17 protein-coding genes are annotated in these 22,267 nt (G+C 61.9%); 2 read left to right on the plus strand and 15 right to left on the minus strand.

Annotated elements, in window-relative coordinates; translation table 11 throughout:
• Nucleotides 1-131: 131 nt before the first annotated feature.
• The 7 genes from F2P47_RS05075 to F2P47_RS05105 all read right to left on the minus strand — a co-directional run bounded on the left by F2P47_RS05075 (nucleotide 132) and on the right by F2P47_RS05105 (nucleotide 7,835).
• Nucleotides 132-626, minus strand: coding sequence for a hypothetical protein (locus F2P47_RS05075; protein ID WP_152215098.1), 495 nt, complete (start codon nucleotides 624-626; stop codon nucleotides 132-134).
• A gap of 353 nt (nucleotides 627-979) precedes the next feature.
• A complete protein-coding gene (locus F2P47_RS05080) occupies nucleotides 980-1,723 on the minus strand; it encodes a hypothetical protein (RefSeq protein ID WP_152215099.1) in 744 nt (247 codons plus the stop codon).
• A gap of 9 nt (nucleotides 1,724-1,732) precedes the next feature.
• A complete protein-coding gene (locus F2P47_RS05085; protein ID WP_152215100.1) occupies nucleotides 1,733-3,994 on the minus strand; it encodes a GumC family protein in 2,262 nt (753 codons plus the stop codon).
• 108 nt (nucleotides 3,995-4,102) lie between these two features.
• The gene (locus F2P47_RS05090) at nucleotides 4,103-5,374 is read right to left on the minus strand and encodes an outer membrane beta-barrel protein (protein ID WP_185680952.1); all 1,272 of its coding nucleotides are present in this window, start codon (nucleotides 5,372-5,374) and stop codon (nucleotides 4,103-4,105) included.
• Between the two features lie 86 nt (nucleotides 5,375-5,460).
• Entirely contained in the window at nucleotides 5,461-6,099 is a 639-nt protein-coding gene (locus F2P47_RS05095; RefSeq protein ID WP_152215102.1) for a hypothetical protein, read from the minus strand.
• Nucleotides 6,100-6,385: 286 nt separating this feature from the next.
• Entirely contained in the window at nucleotides 6,386-6,997 is a 612-nt protein-coding gene (locus F2P47_RS05100; RefSeq protein ID WP_246176746.1) for a polysaccharide biosynthesis/export family protein, read from the minus strand.
• A gap of 100 nt (nucleotides 6,998-7,097) precedes the next feature.
• On the minus strand, nucleotides 7,098-7,835 hold the full coding sequence (locus F2P47_RS05105; RefSeq protein ID WP_246176747.1) for a metallophosphoesterase family protein: 738 nt from the start codon (nucleotides 7,833-7,835) through the stop codon (nucleotides 7,098-7,100).
• Nucleotides 7,836-8,163: 328 nt separating this feature from the next.
• On the opposite strand from F2P47_RS05105, the gene F2P47_RS05110 reads away from it, so the two are divergent.
• Entirely contained in the window at nucleotides 8,164-9,150 is a 987-nt protein-coding gene (locus F2P47_RS05110; RefSeq protein ID WP_152215103.1) for a KpsF/GutQ family sugar-phosphate isomerase, read from the plus strand.
• Nucleotides 9,151-9,157: 7 nt separating this feature from the next.
• Here the strand turns inward: F2P47_RS05110 and F2P47_RS05115 are convergent, their stop codons facing one another.
• The 4 genes from F2P47_RS05115 to F2P47_RS05130 are packed head-to-tail and all read right to left on the minus strand — an operon-like array spanning nucleotide 9,158 to nucleotide 13,639.
• Nucleotides 9,158-9,892, minus strand: coding sequence for an SDR family NAD(P)-dependent oxidoreductase (locus F2P47_RS05115; RefSeq protein WP_152215104.1), 735 nt, complete (start codon nucleotides 9,890-9,892; stop codon nucleotides 9,158-9,160).
• Complete coding sequence (locus F2P47_RS05120) at nucleotides 9,892-11,217, minus strand: FAD-binding oxidoreductase (RefSeq protein WP_152215105.1); 1,326 nt, start codon at nucleotides 11,215-11,217, stop codon at nucleotides 9,892-9,894. Before F2P47_RS05120 ends, F2P47_RS05115 begins: the two co-directional genes overlap by 1 nt.
• Complete coding sequence (locus tag F2P47_RS05125) at nucleotides 11,217-12,659, minus strand: UbiA family prenyltransferase (RefSeq protein WP_152215106.1); 1,443 nt, start codon at nucleotides 12,657-12,659, stop codon at nucleotides 11,217-11,219. Before F2P47_RS05125 ends, F2P47_RS05120 begins: the two co-directional genes overlap by 1 nt.
• Nucleotides 12,660-12,667: 8 nt before the next feature.
• The gene (locus F2P47_RS05130) at nucleotides 12,668-13,639 is read right to left on the minus strand and encodes a lysylphosphatidylglycerol synthase transmembrane domain-containing protein (RefSeq protein WP_152215107.1); all 972 of its coding nucleotides are present in this window, start codon (nucleotides 13,637-13,639) and stop codon (nucleotides 12,668-12,670) included.
• 424 nt (nucleotides 13,640-14,063) lie between these two features.
• Between F2P47_RS05130 and F2P47_RS05135 the strand changes: the two genes are divergently transcribed.
• Nucleotides 14,064-14,255, plus strand: coding sequence for a hypothetical protein (locus F2P47_RS05135; protein WP_152215108.1), 192 nt, complete (start codon nucleotides 14,064-14,066; stop codon nucleotides 14,253-14,255).
• A gap of 71 nt (nucleotides 14,256-14,326) precedes the next feature.
• Here the strand turns inward: F2P47_RS05135 and F2P47_RS05140 are convergent, their stop codons facing one another.
• The 4 genes from F2P47_RS05140 to F2P47_RS17620 form a co-directional block, all read right to left on the minus strand.
• The gene (locus F2P47_RS05140) at nucleotides 14,327-15,085 is read right to left on the minus strand and encodes a rhomboid family intramembrane serine protease (protein ID WP_152215109.1); all 759 of its coding nucleotides are present in this window, start codon (nucleotides 15,083-15,085) and stop codon (nucleotides 14,327-14,329) included.
• A 59-nt stretch (nucleotides 15,086-15,144) separates the two neighbouring features.
• Nucleotides 15,145-15,810, minus strand: a complete 666-nt coding sequence (locus F2P47_RS05145) for a cytochrome c oxidase assembly protein (protein ID WP_152215110.1) — start codon at nucleotides 15,808-15,810, stop codon at nucleotides 15,145-15,147.
• Nucleotides 15,811-15,886: 76 nt separating this feature from the next.
• On the minus strand, nucleotides 15,887-16,354 hold the full coding sequence (locus tag F2P47_RS17615; RefSeq protein ID WP_185680954.1) for an invasion associated locus B family protein: 468 nt from the start codon (nucleotides 16,352-16,354) through the stop codon (nucleotides 15,887-15,889).
• A 272-nt stretch (nucleotides 16,355-16,626) separates the two neighbouring features.
• Nucleotides 16,627-22,182 carry a hypothetical protein gene (locus F2P47_RS17620; protein ID WP_185680955.1) on the minus strand — a complete coding sequence of 1,852 codons (5,556 nt, stop codon included), beginning with the start codon at nucleotides 22,180-22,182 and terminating at the stop codon, nucleotides 16,627-16,629.
• Nucleotides 22,183-22,267: the final 85 nt, after the last annotated feature.

Below are 22,267 nucleotides of genomic sequence, written 5' to 3' on the forward strand. Positions count from 1 at the left end.
GCCGCGCCCATGCGCTCGTTGATCGCCGACAGTCTGCAAGGGCCGCGAAGGGCGGGGATAAGTTCGGCACGAAAAAAGCGCCGCCCCATCTGCCGGAGCGGCACTTTCCCAATTCCGTTCTGACCGTCCGCTTACTGAACGACGCGCCAGTCACCGTCTTCGCCGAGGCACGCAGTGCCATAGGCCTGCCGCCACTCGCCGCCGACGCGAACCCTCGACTGGTATTCGCGGCAATACTGGCCGGAGGTGCTGCGATAGACCTCGGAGGCGGGAACCGCCTGAAGGGGCGGCTGCCCGTAATATCCGCTCGGCGCAGGCGCATAAGCGACCGGCGGCGGGGCGTCATAAGCCGGTTGCGACATGATGGCCGCGCCGAGCAGGAGGCCGACACCGGCAGCAACCGCAATCGCCGCGCCGTCATTATCGTCATGCCCGCGATCCCAGCCGCGATCCCAACCGCGATCATGGTATCCGCCGCCCCAATCGCCATGACGCTCCCAGCCATGCCGGTCGCCGCCATGCCACCCGTCGGCAAGGGCCGGCGTCATGGGAAGCGCCACCGTCGCGAAGCCGGCCAGCGCCAGCGCAGCGGCCTTGGCACGGAACGAAGAACTGATCTTGGTCATGGCGATCTCCTTTGGACGGGTCGGTTCGAACCTTCGGACCGCGAGGTCCGTCCTCACATGCTCAAGAGATAGGGCCTGGCGGCTGAACCCACGATGAACGGAGATGCCTGAATACCGCCGCAATCCATTCAGGTGGGGTTCAAACGGCATCGGCGATCCTGCGCGAGCTTGTGGCGGTTCAGAGGAGCCTGCCAAGCCCCAAGGAGAATCCCATGTCCAGACTTGCCGATATCGCACTCAGAGCGCTGGTCGTCGTCGTCATTGTCAGAGGGCTTTTCGAAGCCCGCGACGCGAGGAAGATGCGCCGGTCGGGCCTGCCTCTTCGGGCCTGAAGTCCGGTTCCGCGCGCGTCTCTACCGTGCGCCCGGCTTTGCCCGACGCGCCTCTTCGTCGAGCGTCACCTTGAGGAACTTGTCCATCCGCGCTTTGGCCGCCGCGCCGCCGAATACCCCCTCTGCGATGAAAGTCCGGGTCTCGACCGGGGCATCGCGGTAGATGAAGGCGAGGTCACGCCGCGCACGCGAATTCCAGATACTGCGCAGATCCGCTTCCACATAAGGTTTCAAATCGTCGGGGACGCCCTGCGGCAACGCGAGAATGGCCGAAACCCGAAGGCTCGCGCAGCCGGGCGTCGGCGGGCTCAGTATATAGGCGAGCCGGACCGAAGGTTCGATCGCGATCGAAGGCAAGGCGTAGCGGCTTCCCGCATAGGAATACATGGCCCAGGCGCAGGTGCGGTTGGGAGCCGCCGCGACGGCGGCCCGCAAGGCGCTCGCCGCTTCATCCTTCAGCGCGGCGTTTTCCGCCCGTTCGGCGCGAAGCGCGAGCAGGGCGAGCCGTCCGCGCATTTGCTGAAGGTCGGCATCGCCCGGCAGCCAGGCTGCGGCATTGCGATAAGCGGCGAGCACCGCATCCGTTTGCTCGACGGGCGCACCCGGCCGCGGTCCGGCCTGCGAAAAGTCGCGCCATGAGACAACATCGAAATAGGCAACGACGCGCGGAACGGCGAGGCCGACCAGAACGATGCCGATCGCCAACGCGCCGCCCGGCGCCAGAAAGCGCGAGAAACGGGGGGCTCTTTCCTGCGGCAACGCCACGGCCCCGCCTCAGTCAGCGTAATAGTGGCGGTACTTGCCGTAGTAATAGCCTTCGCTCGCGCCATAGCCATATTTGGCGAGCCTGGCGGTATCGACCTGGACAAGCACAGCGCCGGCAAGATCGACATTATAGCTGCGCAGCTCCTTGATTGCCGAAGCGGCGGCATCGCGGGGCGTGGCATCCCACTTTACGATGAAGACCGTCTTGTCGGCCTGCAGCGCGAGAACGCGCGTATCGGCAACGGGGAGAACCGGCGCACTGTCCAGAATGACGAGATCGTAGATGCCCACGACGTGATCGAGGAGGCGGCGCATCTGCGCCGAGCTCAGGAGGTCGGGCGGGTTGGCGGCGCCGGAGGCCACCGGCAGAACGTCGAGGCCGGTCTGGCCATCCTTGCGGATGACATCTTCGAACTGCACACGCCCCGCGAGGCATTCGACAAAGCCATTCTCGACGCGCTCCCAGCCCAGCGCTCGGTGCACGGAAGGATGCCTGAGATCGCAATCGATCAGCAGTGTCTTGACGCCGGCATGAGCGGCGGCGCGGGCAAAACTCAAAGCAGTCGTTGTCTTGCCTTCGTCGGGAAGTGCCGAAGTGAAGAGGATGATGCGTGGCGGCTTGTCGACATTCGACAGCGCCAGCGCCGTCCGCAGACCCCGCAGCGCCTCCGAAAAGCCGGATAGCGGCTTCTGGATGACATAGTCCTGCGGTTTCATCGGCTTTCCGTCGACGTCCTTCTCGCGCGGCGTCCGGGGAATCGTGGCGAGATGCGGCAGGCTCAACACGCCTTCGAGTTGTTGCCCCGTCTGCACGCCATTGTCGAGATGGTCGAGCAAGAATGCGAGGCCGACACCCAACAGGACGGAGAGGGCAAAGGCAATCTCTATAAACAGGTCCTTCTTCGGGAAAGAAGGGCCCATGGGGACTGCGGCGCGCGCGACGACACGCGCATCGGACATCTGGAGATTCTGCTGCTGCGTCGTCTCCTTGAAGCGTCCAAGGAAGGACTCATAAAGGGTGCGGTTCGCAGTGGCCTCGCGCTCGAGCTCATTGAGGCGCACGAATGCCTGATTGTTCTGGCCCGTGCGGTGCTGGAGGTCGTCGAGGCTCTTTTGGAGGGCGTTGACGCGCGCATCGGCGACCATCGCCTCGTTTGAAAGGCTCGCCACAATGCGGCGCACCTCGTTCTGAATCTGGCTTTCGAGATCGCGGCGTTCGGATTCGAGATTCAGGATCGACGGATGCCTCGGACCGTATTTCGCCGAGAGATCGCCCTGCTTGCGCGCAAGCTCGGCCTCCTGTCCACGCAGGCTGCCGATGACGGAGGACTGCATCACATCCACGACAGATTCAATGCTGCCGCCGGACTGCACGATCTGGCGCGCGCGGTCGTATTTCGCGTGTTTCTCGGCGCGGTCGGCGCGGGCCAGGATCAGCTGGGCATTAAGCTCGGAAAGCTGCTGCTCGTTGAGTGTGCCTGTCTGGGTCGTGACGATATTGTTCTGGCTCTTGTAGAGCTCGACGGCACGTTCCGACGCTTCAAGCTGCCGACGCAACTCATCGAGCCGACCGGATAGCCAGTCATTCGCCTGTTTCGTCGCGTCGAACTTCGCCTCCAGCTGGCTGACGATATAGGCGTCGGCGATCGCATCGGCAATCCTGGCGGACTTTTCCGGGCTCGGCGAAGTAAAGGAGATATCGATCACATAAGTGAGGGCGCGCCTGCTGACATCCTCTTGTCCAACAACGACGTCGACGGCCGCATCAATCATGGCTTCTTTTTCGTCTGCGGACGGCTGCACAGCCTTGTTCGACGACGCAAAGAGCCTGCCGATCCAGTGCAGTGGATTTATGGTGTCGAGCCAGGAGGCCGGGCGGAGCCGCGGATTGAATTCCGGGTCGTCGATAAGGGAGAGTTTTTCAACAACCCGCCGCGCAGTCGCCCTCGACCGGATTATTTCCACCTCGGTGTCGATGGCCGCGGAGTCGGAGCCGAGCCCCGACATGACATCGTTGAGGTTGACCACATCCTTGCGCTGGGTGTCGATCATGACCTGGGTGCCCGCGGTATAGCGCGGCGTCAGCTGGAACACCGCCACCGTCGCCAGCGCCGAAACGGCGACCACAACACTCAGTATGACATTCAGGCGCCGCCTGAGCGTGCGGAACAGCTTGACCAGGTCAAGCTCCAGATGTGTCTGATCCTCAGGGTCGCCAAAACCCCCGGGCGTAGCGGCCGGCGCACCCGACCGCTGAAGCGGCGCATTCATGAACTCACCACATCGACAGACATCACAGCACCGCCACAGTTGCGCCGATGAGGACCGATAGGGCCCCCTGTCACGACGCCCACAAAGGCCTCAAGTTGTTCGAGCGAATCAGAGCTGGCCGCGCAGGGTGAACCCGATCTGGTTCTGCGTATAGTCTGCCCCCGAGACGTTCGAGCTACGATCCACGATGCCATAATTGATGCCGACGGCGAAAAAATTATTCAGAAGATAAGTCGCGCCGACAGAGCCCGACGTCACATCATCCTTACGCGAAATGTTGCCGAAATCATCATTTTCATATGCGACGTCTCCACTGAGGATCAGGTTCCGCAGCAGTTCGTGGTCGAGGCCGAGGCCGACCTTCTGGCTCGTATAGCCCGATGCGCCGGGATCGATCGATTCCTGGATCGTCGACGCCGCGGTGATGCGCACAGTTGTCAGCGGCGTTACGAACCAGTTCACCTTCGCGCCATAAGCGAGGCCGCTGGTAGCGGAGTAATAGGACGCGTCATACTGCTGGCGCTGATAACCCACATAGACCTCGCCCTGCGCAAGCGCTGAGAGCTTGAACTCGGAGCCGATGACAGCCTCATAGCCGTCCGAGTTACGATCGACCGGCACCGACGTGTCGTAAGAGCGCTTGTTGAGCGTTCCCTCCGCATAGACATTGGTGTCGGGGGAGAGGTCATAGCCAAGCCGCAGCTTGCCGATATATTCGTTGCGGTCACGAACGTCTTCGTTGATCGTGCCGCCGCCAATCTGGGCGACATTCTTGTAATCATATTGATTGAAGGCGCCACTCAGCTTCGCCGTGACACGATTGAAGCGCTGGAAAAGGCCGAGCGAACTTTCGAAGAGATTATATTCAACCGGTTCCGCCGCCGATGTCGACGAATTCGTCGAGCCGCGGTCTTCATGGGCAAGCTGATAGCCGAGAGCGCCGGTAAGATAGGTGTCGCGCAGCACGTCAAGCCGGCCATCCGCCCCCACGTTCCAGTTGAGGCGATCTTCCGAGCTATGGCTGTTGTACCAATACTGATCAAGGCCCGCCTTGAGGTTCAGAGCGTGACGCGACCAGAGTGACTGGACCTTGATCGAAGGCGCGACAGACGTGACGAAGTCGCTCTTCGTGTTGGTATCGGTCGCATAGATGTTGTCGTTGTAGCTTTCGCCAAGATCGACCTTGGGCAGAATGAGGAAGCTACCGGCACGGATGCCCACGGCGTCATATCCCGGCCGTGCGCGCTCGCGAACGCTCTGGCCGCGCACATCGGTGATCGGGTCTTGAGAAGAAGGCGTAATATCCTCAGCGGATGCCACAACGCTGGACCCGACCAGCGCGACGACCGGAACGATCAGATAAAATGGGATATTCTTCATAAGCCTCTCCAAACTGTCTGAGCGCGCTGTCCGGGTCGCCCCCCACATCGCGGCCCTCCGCACATGGCACATCGCTACGTATTCGATTAATTCGGGCTCTGCGTCGTCAGCGGAGTGGTCTTCGCGAGCAGCGTATCGCCGGTCTGATTGTTGAGCCCAGCGGTCTGGATTTCCGAAGCCTCTTCGGCATAGGCGGTCTTGACCTCATCGAGGCCTGAGGCATCGACTTGCGCAATGATCTTGCCGGCAACGTCGGCCATTCCCGGCAGGTCCTTCAGACTGGCAACCGCGATCGCCAGCCCTCTACCGGCAGCCTTGCGGTTGTCCTCGCCGAAATACTGCGCAACCGCGAGGACGGTCGCCGAAATCGCGTCGGCGCCCTTGCCGCCGTCAGCGACGACCTTGCCGATCGCAGCCGCAAGCGCATCGGGCGTGATGGAATCCATCCCGTCAATAGCACCCGCAACCGCCGCGAGAGCGGCAGGCGACGCGCCGCCGAGCGAGGCGATCACCTCCGCTGCGGCCGTAGCCGGATTTGCGGCATTCGAAATGAGAGAAGCGAAGGCTGCCCGCAGGGCAGCCCCCCCATCCGCATCGGCCGCGTGAGCCGCAACGATCTGCCCGACATCGTCGGCCACCGCTGCGTGCGCAGCCACCATAACCGTCTGACTGCCGCCAATCACGGACATCATCAGAACTACAGCCTTCAGCCACCGATGTTTCATGTCCCCTCACACGGATAAAGGCCCGCATCACGCTACCGGTCCCAACAAAAATACTTATTTTTTTATACCACAACCGCCCTCTCCACAAAAGCGCGCAGGCTCTCAAATCGATCAATTTGCGGGGTCGGGCTTTTTTCTCACGGCGCAATTTTATTCAGCTGTGCCATTGAAGCATCAGAAGTCCGCAGCACCGGTGCACGGACACGCAGGACCCGATAATCAACATGTCGTTCTCGTGGCTTCCTTTTGACTCACACCAGGAATTGCCACTGGCCAAATTCCGCAATCAGAAGAAGCGTTCCGGCACCCGGACCACATCACCAGGCAGCACCTTGACCTGCTGTGAGGCCGGGTATTGCGCTTCGGCGCCATTGCCGCGCGTGATGTAAACCGTATCGTTGTTCGCGCGGTAAGTGTAACCACCAGCGACGGCAATCGCGTTCAACACAGTCATATCGCTCGTATAGGGATACTGCCCGGGCTTATCGACCTCACCCAGGATGTAGAAGGGCCGGTAATTCAGCACTTCCGCACTCACCTTCGGGTTCGTCAGGTAGCCTTGCGATAATTTATCGCGCGTCTCCTTTTCGAATTGGTCAAGCGTGAGCCCGGCTGCCTGCACCTGGCCAACCAGAGGCAGCGACACTTTCCCGGTGCCCGTCACATCGAATTCACCCGAAAGATCCTGCTCGCCGTAAACGATGACACGCAGCTTGTCGCCCGCGCCAAGAACATAAGCCACTTCCGACGGTGCGGCGGCCGAAGCGGCTGGCGCCGCTGCGGGTGCCTGGCTCTGGCCCGCACCGGAGGTGGCGCAGGCTGCCAGCGCCATCAACCCCGCCGCCATCACGACGTTCAGAACGGCCCGCCGAACCAGATGTGCGCTTGTGAAACTCATTATCCCCACCTTTGACTTCATTTTCCGCCACTTTACCAAAGGACAATCTCGGAACATCCCAACCGCATTGAAAGCATCGCATGCCCGGCGATGTCTCATGCTACTCGGCAGCCGTGCCCGAAAATGCCGCCATCACAACATCCGCCGTCTGAATTATGCGCATCTCCTGCCCCTCGAGAGCGAGACACGAGAGCACATTGGTCATGTAGGCCCCCGTATCGATGCCAATTCTATTCGGGCGGAAGACCGGCCTCTCCTTCGGAGTGTGGCCATGGACGACCACTTTCCCGAACCACATATCCGATTGAAGAAACTTGTCACGAATCCAGAGCAAGTCATCCTCGACCTGCCGCGCAAGACTGATCCCCGGCGCCACGCCCGCGTGAACGAAGAAGTAGTCGCCGATCTCGACCGACAGCCGGAGCGTTTCCAGAAAGCGTCGATGAGCGACCGGCAGAACCTTGAGCAGATGCTCCCGCGCGCGCTCAAAATCATCGGGATTGTCGCTCAGCGTCAGTTCGGTGATGCCATAGGAATGCAGCGTTTCGAGCCCGCCGTAATATTTCCACGTGCGCCCGAAATTCGCATCGCGCATAAACTCGAGCATCGCGGCTTCATGGTTGCCCTTCAGGTACACGAATTCGAAACCCGCAAGCGGATGAGAGGTCAGTCGGTCGAGCACCTGCTTCGACTGCAGTCCCCTGTCGACATAGTCACCCAGGAAGATGACGATATTGCGGGCGGGCGGACGTGCATGAGCATCCGCCTCAACCCGCTGAAGCATATTGGCGAGCAGATCGTCGCGGCCATGGATATCGCCGACGGCGTAGACTCTCACACCGTCTGGAATTGCCGCTGGCTTGCGCTCTGCAACTCCCACCGCTTCGCGAACCCGTTTTACGATCCCACCAAACACGTTACGACCTGGACTTTCGCTTCATACATAAAGGAACCCGGACTGGCTCCGCGACTGCAGCCCATCAGTCCCGAAAAGACCATTGTTTTTAACTCTATACCCGCCAGCCGCGATGACCAAAGCACCGGGTCAAGGCGGAACGGAGGCCTCATAAGGCGACGCCACAAACGAAAAATCTGTTAAGCTATTACCAATTATACCCGCAGTGGTTCCATCGCCATGTACGGCAGTCAACTCCTAAGGCCTTCCCTTGTCATCCGCAAATAAATCCAGAGAGCCTGCAATCTCCAGCCACCTCGCCTCGGCCCGGCGCACGCTCGAGCTCGAAATAGCCGGGCTCAAGGCGCTGGCGGCGTCGCTCGATAGCGGCTTTTCCGAAGCCGTCGATCTTCTTTATGCGGTCGAGGGCCGGATCGTGGTAACGGGTATGGGCAAAAGCGGACATATCGGCCGCAAGATCGCCGCCACCCTCGCCTCCACCGGTGCGCCGGCCCAGTTCGTCCATCCTGCCGAGGCAAGCCACGGAGATCTCGGCATGATCACACGGGACGACGCGATCCTCGCGCTCTCCTGGTCGGGCGAGTCCGCGGAGCTTCATAGCATCCTTTCCTACGCAAAGCGTTTCGCCATTCCCCTGATCGCGATCACGGCCGTGGCGAAGAGCGCGCTCGCTCGCGCGGCGGACATCGCCCTTGTCCTGCCCAAAGCCGAGGAAGCCTGCTCCAACACCAATGCGCCGACGACCTCGACAACCATGCAGCTCGCGCTTGGCGACGCGCTGGCCGTCGCATTGATTGACCGTCGCGGCTTCACGGCAAGCGACTTCCGCATTTTCCATCCGGGCGGGAAGCTGGGCGCGCAGATGCGCCATGTCGGCGACATCATGCACAAGGCCCCAGACCTGCCGCTGGCGAAGGCGGATACGCCGATGACAGAGGCGCTGATCGAGATGTCGCGCAAGAGCCTCGGCTGCCTCGGCATCATTGACGACGAGGGTAAGCTCATCGGCCTCATCACCGATGGCGACTTGCGCCGCCACATGGGCGCGGACCTTCTGGAAAAGCGCGTCGGCGACATCATGAATCGGACGCCGAAAACCGTTCCGCCCACCATGTTCGTGTCCGAAGCGCTCAACTTTCTTAACGAGCAGAAGATCACGAGCCTCTTCGTGGTCGACGACGGAAAGCCCGTTGGCGTGGTTCACATCCACGACTTCCTGCGCGCAGGCGTCGCCTGACCCCACGTCAGATCTTGCTGACGATGAAGCCCGGCGCGAAGCGGATAATGAGCATGATGAAGCGCCACCAGAAGGGTGCGTAAATGATGCCGCGCTTGCCCTTGCGCACGGCGGCGGCGATCTCCTCACCGACCGACTTCGCAGAGGCCCAGAGCGCCCCTTTCGGGAACTCCGCCGTCATCGGCGTATCGACAAAGCCCGGCTTCACGACGAGCACATTGACGCCCGCGCGACCGAGGGCGAATGCCATGCCCTCGCCCATCACGGAGAGAAGCGCCTTCGAGGCGCCATAGACATAATTGCTCGGTCGCCCGCGATCGCCGGCGACCGAGGAAATGACGACAAGCGAGCCAGAGCCCTGTGCCACAAGGATTTCTCCAAGGCGGATCATCAGCGCTGCCGGACTCAGGGCATTGACCCGCAGCGCGCCGAGCGTCGCGTCGACGGAAGTTTCGCAGGCCTTCTGGTCGGGAAGAATGCCATGCGCGATGAGCGCCACATCGATGCCGCCAAGCGCGGCGCGCCCCTTGTCGCAAAGACCGGAAAGCGAATCGAGATCGCTAAGATCCGCGATATGCGTCGCCACGCTTTGTGCTCCGCGTACCTTGAGATCGGCGGCGATATCGGCCAGCGCCGTCTGGTTGCGGGCGACCAGAAAAAAGCTCGCGCCGTCTTTTGCGAAGCTCCGCGCGGCCTCCTGCGCGATGGCAGATGTTGCGCCGAAAATCATTACGCGGCTCATCAGGCTCTCTCCATGACACGCCGCGCGAAACTGGAATTCATGCGCGGATCAACGAATTTGCGGAAAGTTTCGAGATTGGGATAGCCCCGCGCGAAAGAGGCAGGCGACATGCGCGCGTCCTTTGCCGGATAGATGCGGCCCTTCGCTTCCATGACGATGGCATCGAGCCTGTCGAGCAGCTTGAAGGTTTCGTCGCCCAGTATCGGAAAATCGAGCGCGAGCGTCGTTCCCGGCATGGGAAAGGAGAGCAGGCCCGGCGATGGCCGGTCTCCAAAGACCTTGAGCACGACAAGGAAAGAGCCCTTTCCGCTGCGCGCGATTTCCTCCAGCAACGCTTCAGACACATCGCGCTGATCGGCAGTCGGTACAACGACCTGATATTGCAGGAATCCGCGCGGCCCATAGATGCGGTTCCAGTTCGCGATGGCGTCGAGCGGATAGTGAAAACTATCGACATCCCAGATTTTTTCCGCCACGCGCGGCGACTGCCGGTTGTAATAGGCAGCGTTGAAGGCCTTGAGCGTCAAATGATTGACGAGCGAGACTGGCGGCATAACCGGAACGGTCAGCGGCAGGGCTTTCCGCTGTTTGCGGCCCGCAGCCTCTTCCGCCGAAAGAATATTTGCGCGCAGAAAATGCCCACGCCCCAGGGTTTCGCCGCTGCCCAGACAATCGATCCACGACACCACATATTCATGGCTCGCCGCCGACTCTGCGCTCAACTCGAAGAATTCATCGAGGCCGCCGAACTTGATCGACTGTCCGCCGAGAAAGGCGGAGGCGACGCGCTTCAATTGCAACGTCGCCATGGTGACAAGGCCGGTGAGGCCGAGCCCGCCGATGGTTGCGGCGAAGTGATCCGCGTTCGTTTCTGGCGAGCAGGCAAGCCTCGTTCCGTCCGAACGTAAAAGCTCGAAACTCTTTACGTGGCAACCGAAAGTGCCCTCGCGGTGGTGGTTCTTGCCATGCACGTCATTGGCGATGGCGCCGCCCAGGGTCACGAATTTCGTACCGGGCGTGACCGGCAGAAACCAGCCATGCGGCAGCGCCACCTCGATGATCTCGGCGAGCGAAACACCCGCCTCGCAGGCGATCTCGCCGCTTTCCTTGTCAAAGGAAATGAAACGGTCGAGCCCGCGGGTCGCAATCAGCGTGCCACCGCCATTGAGGCAACTGTCACCATATGAGCGCCCGAGCCCATAGGGAAGGACGCTTCCCTCGGTCGGGAGCGGCAGCGCCGCATGACGATCCGACATGCCCACCACATGTTGAGCGAGGCGCGGATAGCGTCCCCAACTCATGGGTTTGACAACAGGATCGACCATCAGAGCGACGCCGCGACGATGATGGCGACGGCGACGGCGCCGATGACCCGGCTCGTCCGGTCCTTCAGCGCGAAGACGATCGGATCGTCATGCATCTCACCTCGATGCGTGAGGAGCCATATCCGGCTGATCCAGTAGAGCATCAACGGCGCGAAGAGCCAGAGGAGCTGGTGATGCGGGTAGAGAGCGCGGCTCTCCGGCGCGCTCACATAGAGCGCGAGCACGACAATACTTGCATAGCCCGCCGCAACGCCCAGCATTTGCAATATGAAAAGGTCTTCGGATCTGTAGCCGCGCCCTTGCAGAAGCGTCACGCCACGCCTCCGCCCGGATTCTATTTCCGCGACACGCTTCACCACGCCAAGGCTGAGGAAGAGGAAGATCGACACGCCCACCAGCCAGGGTGACAGCGCAACATGGGCGACGACGGCGCCCGCGATGATACGAAGCGAATAGAGCGCGGCGAGCGTGAATACATCGAGGAGCGCCCGGCGCTTCAGATCGAACGAATAGGCGACAGTGACGAGATAATAGACGCCAAGCACGGCGGCAAAGGGCAGATCGACATAGACCGCGAGCGAGAAACTCGCTGCGAGAAGCAGCGGGATCGCGACGATGCCCTGTTCGAGCGGCAGAGCCGCATCAGCGAAGGGCCGGAGTCGTTTGGTCGGATGCCTGCGGTCCGCGCCGAGGTCGAGAAGGTCATTGAGCAGATAGACGCTCGATGCGCAAAGACTGAAGGCGAGAAAGCCAAGGCCGACAGCCACCAGCTTGGCCTCATTGAAAATCTGATGCGACAGAATGAGCGGCGCGAAGAGAAGCGAGTTCTTCACCCACTGATGAATGCGCAGCGCCTTCAGCCAGAGCCGGATGCGCGAGCGGCTCTCGCCTTCGCGGCGGAACACGCGATCGAAGTTCACATGTTTCGAAAGCGCCCGCTCGACCGCGTCCGAATGCGCCGCGAGCATCGAGGCCTCCGCTCCCGCCCAGACGGGAATGTCGACCGGAGCATTGCCGACATAGGCGTAATTGCCGAACCGATCCTTGAGGATTGCTGCCTTTGCCTTGCCCGTCATGTTGACGACGCCATCGCTCGCGATGACATCGGCAAAAAATCCGTGATGAGCTGCGATTGCCTCGACAATGCGCCGGTCGGCGCCGGAGGCGAGCACGATCTTGCGGCCGGAAGCATATTCGTCGCGAAGCCAGCCGACGAGGTCCTCATTATAGGCGAGCGCTGCCGGATCGAAGGAAATGCGCCGCGCAATCTCTGCCTTGCAATGCGCCTTGCCCCGGAGAAGCCAGAGGGGCAGCAGAAACAAAGCCCAGGGCCGCTGCTTCAGAAGCAGCAGAACGGCCTCGGTCAGCGTGTCCGTCCGCGAGAACGTGCCGTCGAGATCGACGCAGAGCACAGAGCCGGACGTTACGATGGTTTCATTCATGGGTGGCCTCACCCTTCAAGCGTAGCTTGCTTTGGCGCGGGCGCAACCTTGAGTTCGACCAGCGCGAGCGCGCCGACACCAAGCAACACTGCGAACCAGAGCGTCGCGAGGCGACACACCAGCGTGATCGCAATCGACGAGGCGATGGGGAGCCCCGCCGCCGCAAGGGCACCCGTCATCACCGCCTCGGTGCCGCCAAGCCCGGCGGGCACGAAGACAGCCATCGCGCCGGCCAGAATGGCAAGGCCGTAGATTCCCACGGAAAGGCCGATGCCGAGATCGTGCCCGAGTGCGGAAGTGAGAAGCCAGACGCCATAACCCTCCGCACCCCACGCAATGACGGTGAGCGCGAGGCTGGCTGCGAGCCGCTTCCAGACGAGAAGCTGGCGCGAGTGTTCCAGCGTATCCGCCACCCATTCAATCGTATGGCCGACGCGCCCGCCGAGCCTTTGTCCGGCCCGAACCAGCAAGGCGGGGCTCCCCTCGCGGGTGACGAGGAAGAGCGCGACGACAAGGAGCGAGAGCGGGCCCACAATCGCCCAGACGAGATCGGCCCTGACGGTGAGAACGAGCGCTGCAAGAATAACCACGGCGAAAAAGTCCAGAAGCCGCTCGACGAACAGGAGTGCGACGCTCGCCTTGTAGGGCACGCCCTCATCGGCGAGATAGAGGCAGCGTACGGCCTCGCCTGCCTTGCCGGGGCTCACCGTCAGCGCGAAGCCGGAAAGATAAATGGCCAGGCTTCGCAGGACCGGAACCTTGAAGCCCCGCCAGCCGAGATAAAGCTGCCAGCGGCAGAAGCGGAGCCCATAGTTGAAAAGCGAAAGGCCGAGGACTGCCAGAACCGCCCCGGGGCCGATATGGGCAATCGAGTCGAGGATCTGGCCGCCCTGCACCGAGAGGGCGACGGCCAGATAGGCCGCCATCGCGAGCGCGGTCACGCCCGCCGCGCTGCGTCGCCACTTTGCCGGTACTTTCACGTCTCACTCCACACTTCGCCGTTTCAACGATCTTAATGAACCGCGACCGCCACATGTTCGAAGATTGCCCCAGATTGATGAAGGCTTTTCGAATCCCCTTCGCGCCAAAATTTCTTTTCTCTACTTAATTAATATAGTATTGTTTCTCCAATTGGGCCCCGGACACCGGGTGGAGCTTGCCATGACGAAACGCATTGCAGACCTGCCGCGCTTCAGCGCAATTCTCGAAGCCTCACGCATGCGAATGCAGGCCCGCCTCATGACGCTCATGTGTCAGCACGACCGAATGTGTTGTCGCGCCTGAGCGCAAGTTTGCCGCGGCGTCTGCCCGGCTGAGCAGAAAAATCTTCACAAAATTTTCGCCGCGCCGACAAGGCGCGAGCCGGTGATGCGCGTTATACGCGCCACGGCGAGAGGAGTTGACATGACCGACGCTTATGTAATCGAGATCAACGATGAGGCCGCAGGCATTATCGTCAGGACCGGACGGGATTATTCCTTCTACGCCTCAAACCCTCATTACGCGCAGCTTGAGGGCGCAAGCTTTTCCTCACCTTCGAAAGCGGAAGATGCCGCCCGCGCGCTGAGGCGCCCGGCACTGGCCCGCGCAAGCTGATCGCAATCGACATAAAACGCCGCGCCTCATCAGCGCGGCGTTTTTGATTCAGCTATCGTGAACGAAATACCTTAGCTCCAGGGACCACGACGAGGCCCCTCGCCACCGTCGCGGCGTTCATCCCCGCGCCGCGCGTCGAAGATGCGGGGCGTTCCTCGCTGGAGAAGCGGGACATCGCGTCTCTTGAAAATGGGCGCCAGCACCATCCCCGCGATGAAGCCTCCGACATGAGCCCAGAAGGCGACGCCGCCTTTGGCGCCGTCACTCGAAAGGCCACTCAGAAACTGGATTATGAACCAGAAGCCCAGCACGACGAGCGACGGCACTGTCACGACGCGCACAAAAAATGGAAGAGGCATGATCAGCACACGAACGCGGCCAAAGGGGTGGATGAGCAGGTAACTGCCGAGCACCCCCGAGATCGCGCCGCTCGCGCCAACCAGCGGAATGATCGACTCCGGCGCCTGCAAGGCCTGCGCGAGCGCGGCCGCCGCACCACAGACGAGATAGAAGACGAGGAAGCGAACGCGGCCCATGGCAAGTTCGACATTGTCGCCGAATATCCACAGATAGAGCATGTTCCCACCGACATGGCCCAGGCTCGCATGCATGAACATCGAGGTGAATATCGTTGCCCAGACAGGAACGGCGCCGACTGCCATCGAACCAAAAAGCGCGGCGGGGATCGCGCCGAACTGGAGGAGCGCCCGGTCGGCCTCATCGGCCGGCAGCGACATTTCCCAGAGAAAAACGGCAATGCAGACCGCGATGATCGCCCAGGTGACGAGAGGTCGGCCGGGCTCCGGATTGTCGTCCGAAATGGGGAACATCGAAACCAGCTTGCGCGTTGAGGGGCACCGTCGAGGCTACAGGCCCGCCGCGCCCGCCGCTAGCGCCGGATTTCCGGAGGCTGGAATTCGGCTTCCTTGGTCCGCGCCAGCGCTTCCGCCTCCGCCTTCGATGCGTCAGCGAGCGGACGGGCGGCTGCCACCGCGTCCTTGGTCGCATCGAGCCGGAAGAAGGTATAGGAGAGCGTAATGGTACGGATCGACTTAGCCGTCGTATCCGTCAGCATTTCCGGATCGACATAGAAGACAACCGGCATGCGGGCTGACTCACCTGGCTTCAGCGTCTCCTCGGTGAAGCAAAAGCACTGCGTCTTGGTGAAGTAATAGCCCGCGGCCTCGGGCGTCACATTGTATGTGGCGCGAGCGACGATCGTCTCCTTCGACAGGTTCTTCGCGAGAAAGTATACCGTCGTCGGCAGGCCGATATGGGTCTTGACCGAGACTTCCTCGGGCTTGAACTCCCAGTCGAGCGAGGGCGCCACATTGGTATCAAAACGCACCGTAATCTCGGGCCCGATGGCGTTGGACTGGGTGTAGGTCTCCGTATCGGTCGAGCGCTTTTCGGTCACCGAGCCGCCATATCCCGTAGCGGCGCAGAACCAGCGGTAAAGCGTCGGCGAATAGGAAACACCCGCCGTCATCACTGCCAGCATGAACAGAGACAGTCCGACAGATGGGAGCTTCTTGGAGCGGAGCCATGTAAACATGGCCCGCACCCTAAGTCGCCCGGCTGGTCCGGATCAAGCCCTGATTCCGGGTCCGATCACATGAATTACGACGGGATCACTGGCCCTTCACCGCCGCAACCGCCTTGTCGAAGCCGGCGAGCGGAATGGCGAAGGTGGTCGCCTTGCCATTGAGGCCGACAATGGTGAGCTTCGCCTTTTCCGCCGTCTTCGATTGTTCGACAAACGCATCGGTGAGCGGTGCCGAGGCAAAGCAACCACGTTGCGAGCAGCTTTCAAAGACGAAGTTTTGCGGCTTGCCCTCACCGAGCGTCACATCGACGCCGCGCGGCAACAATACGCCGCCAGGCGTCTGAATGGTCGTGCCGAGCTCGCCCTTGCCGTTTCTGCCGATGACCCAGGTCAGGAGGATCTGATTCCTCTTGGCGTCCTTGATCTCAAGAATGCCGAAGCAACCTTTGGCCGGGCCCTGCGCATCCTTGCGGCAACGAACCTCCCACACGCCGAAGCTCGCGGTCTTCTCCCAACGCGGCTCATTGCCCTGCGCCGTTGCGGCGGCAGGCACGGGGGTCTGCGAAGAGGCGGCCCCGGACATCCCGGCCACGGGGGCCGGCCCGCTGCTGAGACGGTGCGCAACAAAAATGCCCAAAACTGTCAGCGCCAACAGCACAAAGACAATCAGGATCAGAGTTTTCTGGTCCTGGAATTTACCCGTCCGGCTTTCCGCCATCTTGACCTCCCCGAGTTCTCTGCAGCGCGGTGCCTGAGCGCCGCTCAAAAACAGAATGGACCGGCCTTTCGGGCCGGTCCATCCCTTCATTGTAGATTAAGAGCGTCTTACCACTCGTAGCGGAGGCCAGCGGTCAGCTCGCCGCTGGTGTAGTTGCTCTTGAACTTGGCGCCGCCGTTGACGAAGCCCGACAGGCCATCGCCAAGACCGAAGACGTTCACACTGCCGACCACTTCGCCGAACGTACCGTCGAACTTGTCGGTCATGGTCAGGTCCGGTCCGCCGCTGCGGATGACCATCTTGTTGTCGCCCTCGAACTCGTTCCAGAGGCGACCGGTCAAGGAGAGATCAACCTTCGTCTCCGACGACTTGTAGGCCGTCGCGCCGCCACGAAGGCCGAGGCTGCCGCGGAAGCTGGTCGCATCCTGGAAGTCGAACTGCGAATTAGCCACCGAGAAGGTGTCGATCTGGGTCTTCGCATAGGTCAGCGAGGCCAGAGGCTCGAAGAAGGCACTGTCCGAAATCGGGAAGCGCTGGCCGGCGTCGACTTCCACGCCGTAGGACTTGACGTCCGGGCTTGCCGTCGCACCACCGAGCGAGGGCGCCTTGTAGTCCATGGTCAGCAGGTTGGCCTTCGCCATCGCGTCGATGAAGAAGCCGCCCTTGAGGTACGTGCCATAGATGCCGAGGACCGCGCCCTTGTACTCCGCCGTGGTGGGCGAAGCCTTGAAGTTCTGGTCCGAGGTCACGTAACCGGCCGACACACCGCCGAGAAGCGTATCGCCCTGGCCCAGCACATTGCTGCTGCCCGTGTCGACGCCCGCGACGAAGCCGTAGGTGTCCTGATCGTAGTCGGCCTTGTTGGTGATGGAGGTACCACCAGCCGAGACGGTCTGGCTGAGATCACGTGAGGTCCAGCGACCGAGCGCCTTGCCCCAGACGCCGGGTGTGACCGTACCTTCGCCGCCTTTCAGCTGATCCCGGAGGTCAGCCTGACGATCGAGCCAGGGCGAGGTCTCGTACCAGATGCTCTGAGCCGCCGTCAGGAAGGTCGGCAGTTCGGACGCTTCATTCCCCGGAAGCGAGATCAGGCGTTCCTCGCCACCATTAAAGACGAGCTTGTAGTTGAAGAGGCCCGCATCGAGTGCATCGATCGAGGAGTTGTAAAGCGCCTGCGTCGTATCGAGGCTGAAGTTCGACGCGGAAGACGAACCGTTGACGAGCAGGATGCCGTCCGAGAAGTTCGACCCGAGCCAGGCGCCATATCCGGTCGCGACATTGTTGACGCGAATGGCCGTCGAGCCGGTGGTGCCACCCAAAACAGTCAGATAGTCCGCAGAGGCGGAGGCATCGAGGTAGGAGTCGAGGACGAGCTTGCTCGAACCCGTGCCATTGAATGCGCCGCTGATCGTGACGGTGTCTGTCGTGTCTGTATTGTCGGCACTCAGATCAAGCGTGCCTGAGTTGTTGAAGTTCTCGAGGCCAGTAAAGCTCGTGTCGCCGGTGACGAAGAAGTGGCCGGCATTGGCAACTGTGTCGTTGCCCGCGCCGAAGGCGAAGGTCGTCGTATCGCTGGTGTGGATGTCGCCCGTCGACGTGTTGGTGAGCGTATCGTCTCCAGCAGTGAAGTTGTTGTCGCCGCTGGTGTACCAGGTGTTGGCGGTGTTGTTGAACGTCGCGCCGCCCGTGCTGGTGAGGTCGAAATCGACGCGACCGGTGATGTCTCCGTCGTTCTGAACGAGAACGGCACCAGTGCCCGTCGATGTCTGGATGGCAAGAGCGCTCCACGACGGTGAGAGGCCCGTCGCCTGGATCGAGCTGCCGACCTCATTGTTGATCGTGACGCCGCCACCGTTGGTCGTGGCGTTGACCACCGGATCGGCGGACGAGGTCGCGGCGCCGTAATTGGTGATGTCGATGTTGCCCGTGTTGGACGCAACGTCGATGGCGCTACCCACGGTCGAGGTAACGTCGCCGTTGGCGGTGACGTTCACATGACCGCTGCCAGCCAGGACTTCCGCATGGATGCCGTCATCACCACCCGTCACAGTGCCTGTGCCGGTCGTGATGTCGATATTGCCATCGGCCGCCTGGGCATAGATGCCGTAGTCATAGGTGCCCGTACCAGCGGTGATCGCCTTGGTACCGGTATTGACTTCGATGTCGCCCGTACCCGTCTGCTTCGTCCAGATGCCGGCTTCGTTGTTCTGGAGCGTGCCGGCATTGGCACCGAGATCGCCCGTGGTGTTGTTGATCGCGCCGTAGGCGTTGACCGTGACCTTGCCGGCGCCCGAGGTCTGCGCCTCGATGCCGTTGCCGGCCGCCGTGATGGAGGCGTTGGTGTTACCCGTACCGAAGTCGATCGTGATGGGCGCGCCGCCGGAGAGACCGATGGCCGTGATGCCATCGTCGCCGCCATTGTTGCCCGCCGTGATCGTGCCGTTCGAGGTGATGTGGATCAGGCCCGTGCCGGTGCTGACGGCTTCGATGCCGTCATCGCTGGTGGAGTCGACCGTGGTACCCGCATCCTGCGTGATCGTGATCGTGCCCGTGTTGCCCGTCGTAGCGTAGATACCTTCGCCACCAGAGCCCGTGCCCGTGACAGTGCCGCTGTTGAGGTCGACGACGATGTTGCCGGTCGTGTTCTCTGCGTAGATGCCATCCGTCGAGCCGGTGATGCTGGTGCCGTCGGCCGTCACAGTGACAGTGCCGCCTGCGCCCGTTGCGCTGATGCCGGCACCATTCGTGGCGTCGATAACTGTGTCGGTACCCGCCGTCACATCGACCGTGCCGGAGCCCGCATTCGAAGCGAGAATGCCATTGTTGCCGGCGTAGATCGAGGCGTTCGCCTGAACCTTGACGGTGCCCGCGCTGCCGCTGTTCAGCACATTGGCTTCGATGCCGTTATTGCCGACATAGTTGCCCGAGGTGCCGATCGCATCGTTGATCGTGACAGAGACGTTGCCGGTGCCCGACAGATCCGACTCGGCCTTGATGCCATCATTGGCGTTGCCGCTGATCGTTCCGCCGGCGTGAGTAACGATGGTCACATCGCCCGTACCGTCCGCATCGGCATAGATGCCGCGGTCGCCCGTCGCATCGATCGCCGCATAGGTGTCGATATTGAGATTGCCGTCATGCGAGTAGGCTTCAATGCCGTTGCCATTGCTCGTAGTGATGGCGCCATACGTCGCGATGTCGACCTGGCCTGCCGGAGTGCCCCAGCCCTGACGGCCTGCATTCGCGTAGATGCCGACCGTGTTGTTGCCTGTGCTGCTGACATCGATCGCGCCGGTGCCAGTCGTGATGGAGATATTGCCACCATCCGTGAGCGCCGCAATGCCGACCGTCGGAACCGAGGTCGTTGCGCCACCGGTCACGGTGATGTTGCCCGCGCCAGTTGTCACAGTGACGTCGCCGCTGCCGTTGAAGACGCCGAGCGTCGGATCTGCCGTCGCCGCCAGGATGCCGATGGCCTGATCGCCGGACACCACGAGAGCGGTACCGTTTGTGCCGCCATTGGTGGCCGTGTCGACCTTCACCGAACCAGTGCCGCCGCCTTGATTGGTCGCCTCAATACCGACGGCATTGGCACCCGTGACCGTAACAAGGCCGTTGTCGCCCGTTGTGACGACGGCGGTATCAGTGCCGGAGGCCTTGTCGCTCTGCGCATAGAGGCCGACAGCGCCGGCGCCGGCCACCGTCACTGTGTCGCCGTCATTGGTCGTAACCGAGGCATTGCCGCCGGCACTATAGGCATAGGCGCCATAGCCGGTGGGATCGATGGTCACATCGTCCGCGACGATGACCTTCGCGTCGCCCGAACCGTCCGTGCTCGCCGCCGCACCGTAGACACCATCAGCATAGATGGAGTTGTTCACGTTGACGGTGACGTTGCCCGTGCTCGCGTTGTTCGTGTTCGTCGCCACGATGCCACTGCCAGCCGTCGCCGTGGTGCTGTTGCCCACGGTGCCGTTGTTGGTGACGGTGATGTCGCCCGTGCCGCCGCCGGAGTTGAGGGCGTAGATGCCGACATCCGTCAGCGAGGTGACTTCGCCACCCGTGGTGATGTCGATATTGCCGTCGCCGCCCAGCACTTCGGCGTGTATCGCATCGTCGCCGCCCGTTACGGTGCCCGTGCCGGTCGTGATATCGATGGCGCCACCGGCTACCTGGGCATAGATGCCGTAGTCATAGAGGTTATTGCCAGCGGAGATGGACTTCGTTCCGGTGTTGATCTCGATGTCACCGGTGCCGGTCTGCTTCGTCCAGATGCCGGATTCGTTGTTCTGGAGCGTGCCGCCATTGGCACCCAGATCGCCGGCGGCGTTGCTGATCGTGCCGTCGGCGTTGATCGTGATCTTGCCGGTGCCCGAGGTCTGCGCCTCAATGCCGTTGCCCGCCGCCGTGATCGACGCGTCGACATTGCCCGTGCCGAAGTCGATGGTGATGGGCGCGCCGCCGGCAAGGCCGATGGCCGTGATGCCATCGTCGCCGCCATTATTGCCAGCGGTGATGTTGCCGTTCGAGGTGATGTGGATCAGGCCCGTGCCGGTGCTGACCGCCTCGATGCCGTCATCGATCCTCGAGTTGACCGTGGTGCCGGCATCCTGGGTGATCGTGATCGTGCCCGCGCCGCCCGTCGTGGCATAGATGCCTTCGCCGGAATTGCCGGTGCCCGTCACCGTACCGCTGTTGAGGTCGACGACCACATTGCCAGTCGTGTTCGCAGCGTAGATACCGTCCGTCAAACCTGTGATGCTCGTGCCGTTAGCCGTCACGGTGACCGTACCGCCGGCGCCCGTGGCGGAGATGCCGGCACCATTCGTGCCACTGATCACTGTGTCGGCGGCCGCCGTCACGTCCACATTGCCCGTGCCGCTCGAATTAGCGTCGATGCCGTCGACCGCACCAGTGACGCCCGCATTGGCCGTAACCGAGATCAGGCCGTCAACGCCGCTGACGTAGATCGCGTCGCCTCCAGTGGTGGTGACATCGTCATTCGTGGTGACGGTGATCGTGCCCGAACCGCCGGTGACGGCGCCGATGCCCCCGTCACTCACCGTGCCATTGGTCGTAATGCCGATATTGCCGGTGTTGCTGTCGGCGCGAATGCCATAAGCGCTTGCAGGGGTACCCGTCGAAACGTCCGTTCCGGCATCGGTCGTGATGCTGATGTTGCCGGCATCGGTCGAGGCATAGACACCATCGTTGGAGGCACCGGAAACGTTGTCGCCGATCGTCATCGTGACGGTACCGGCACCTGTCGTCTCCATGTCGACGCCATAGGTGCTGCCGGTGACCGTCGTCCCCGGAATGGTGCCGAGGATGAGATCGCCGCCATTGCTAAGCAGCTGAACGCCGGCGCCACCACTATTGTTGACGATCGGCTTAGCAGGAAGAATGCCGCCGAAGGTGCTGACGGCAAGGCTGATGTCGTAACCGTTCAGGCCCGCATCGAGGTATACACCGTTGGCTGTGATCGCCTGATTGCCGAAGACGACGACCTGATCGTTAGTGACCGTTGCGGAAATGCCTGCATCCGTGCCGCCGCACACCTCAAGCGCACCATTGAAGTTGCCCGGCGTACAGGCAGCAAGTGCTTGCGTCGAGCCAAGCGTCAGGCCGGCGACCCCCGCCAGAATGCCCGTTCCAATCCGCACATCCGACCACAATCGGCGGATTTTTACCGACCCGACGGACGTGCTATCCAGAAGGCGAGGCGCGCCAAGACGCCTGAGCAGAAGG

This window comes from Parvibaculum sedimenti, assembly GCF_009184905.1.
Classification (GTDB): domain Bacteria; phylum Pseudomonadota; class Alphaproteobacteria; order Parvibaculales; family Parvibaculaceae; genus Parvibaculum; species Parvibaculum sedimenti.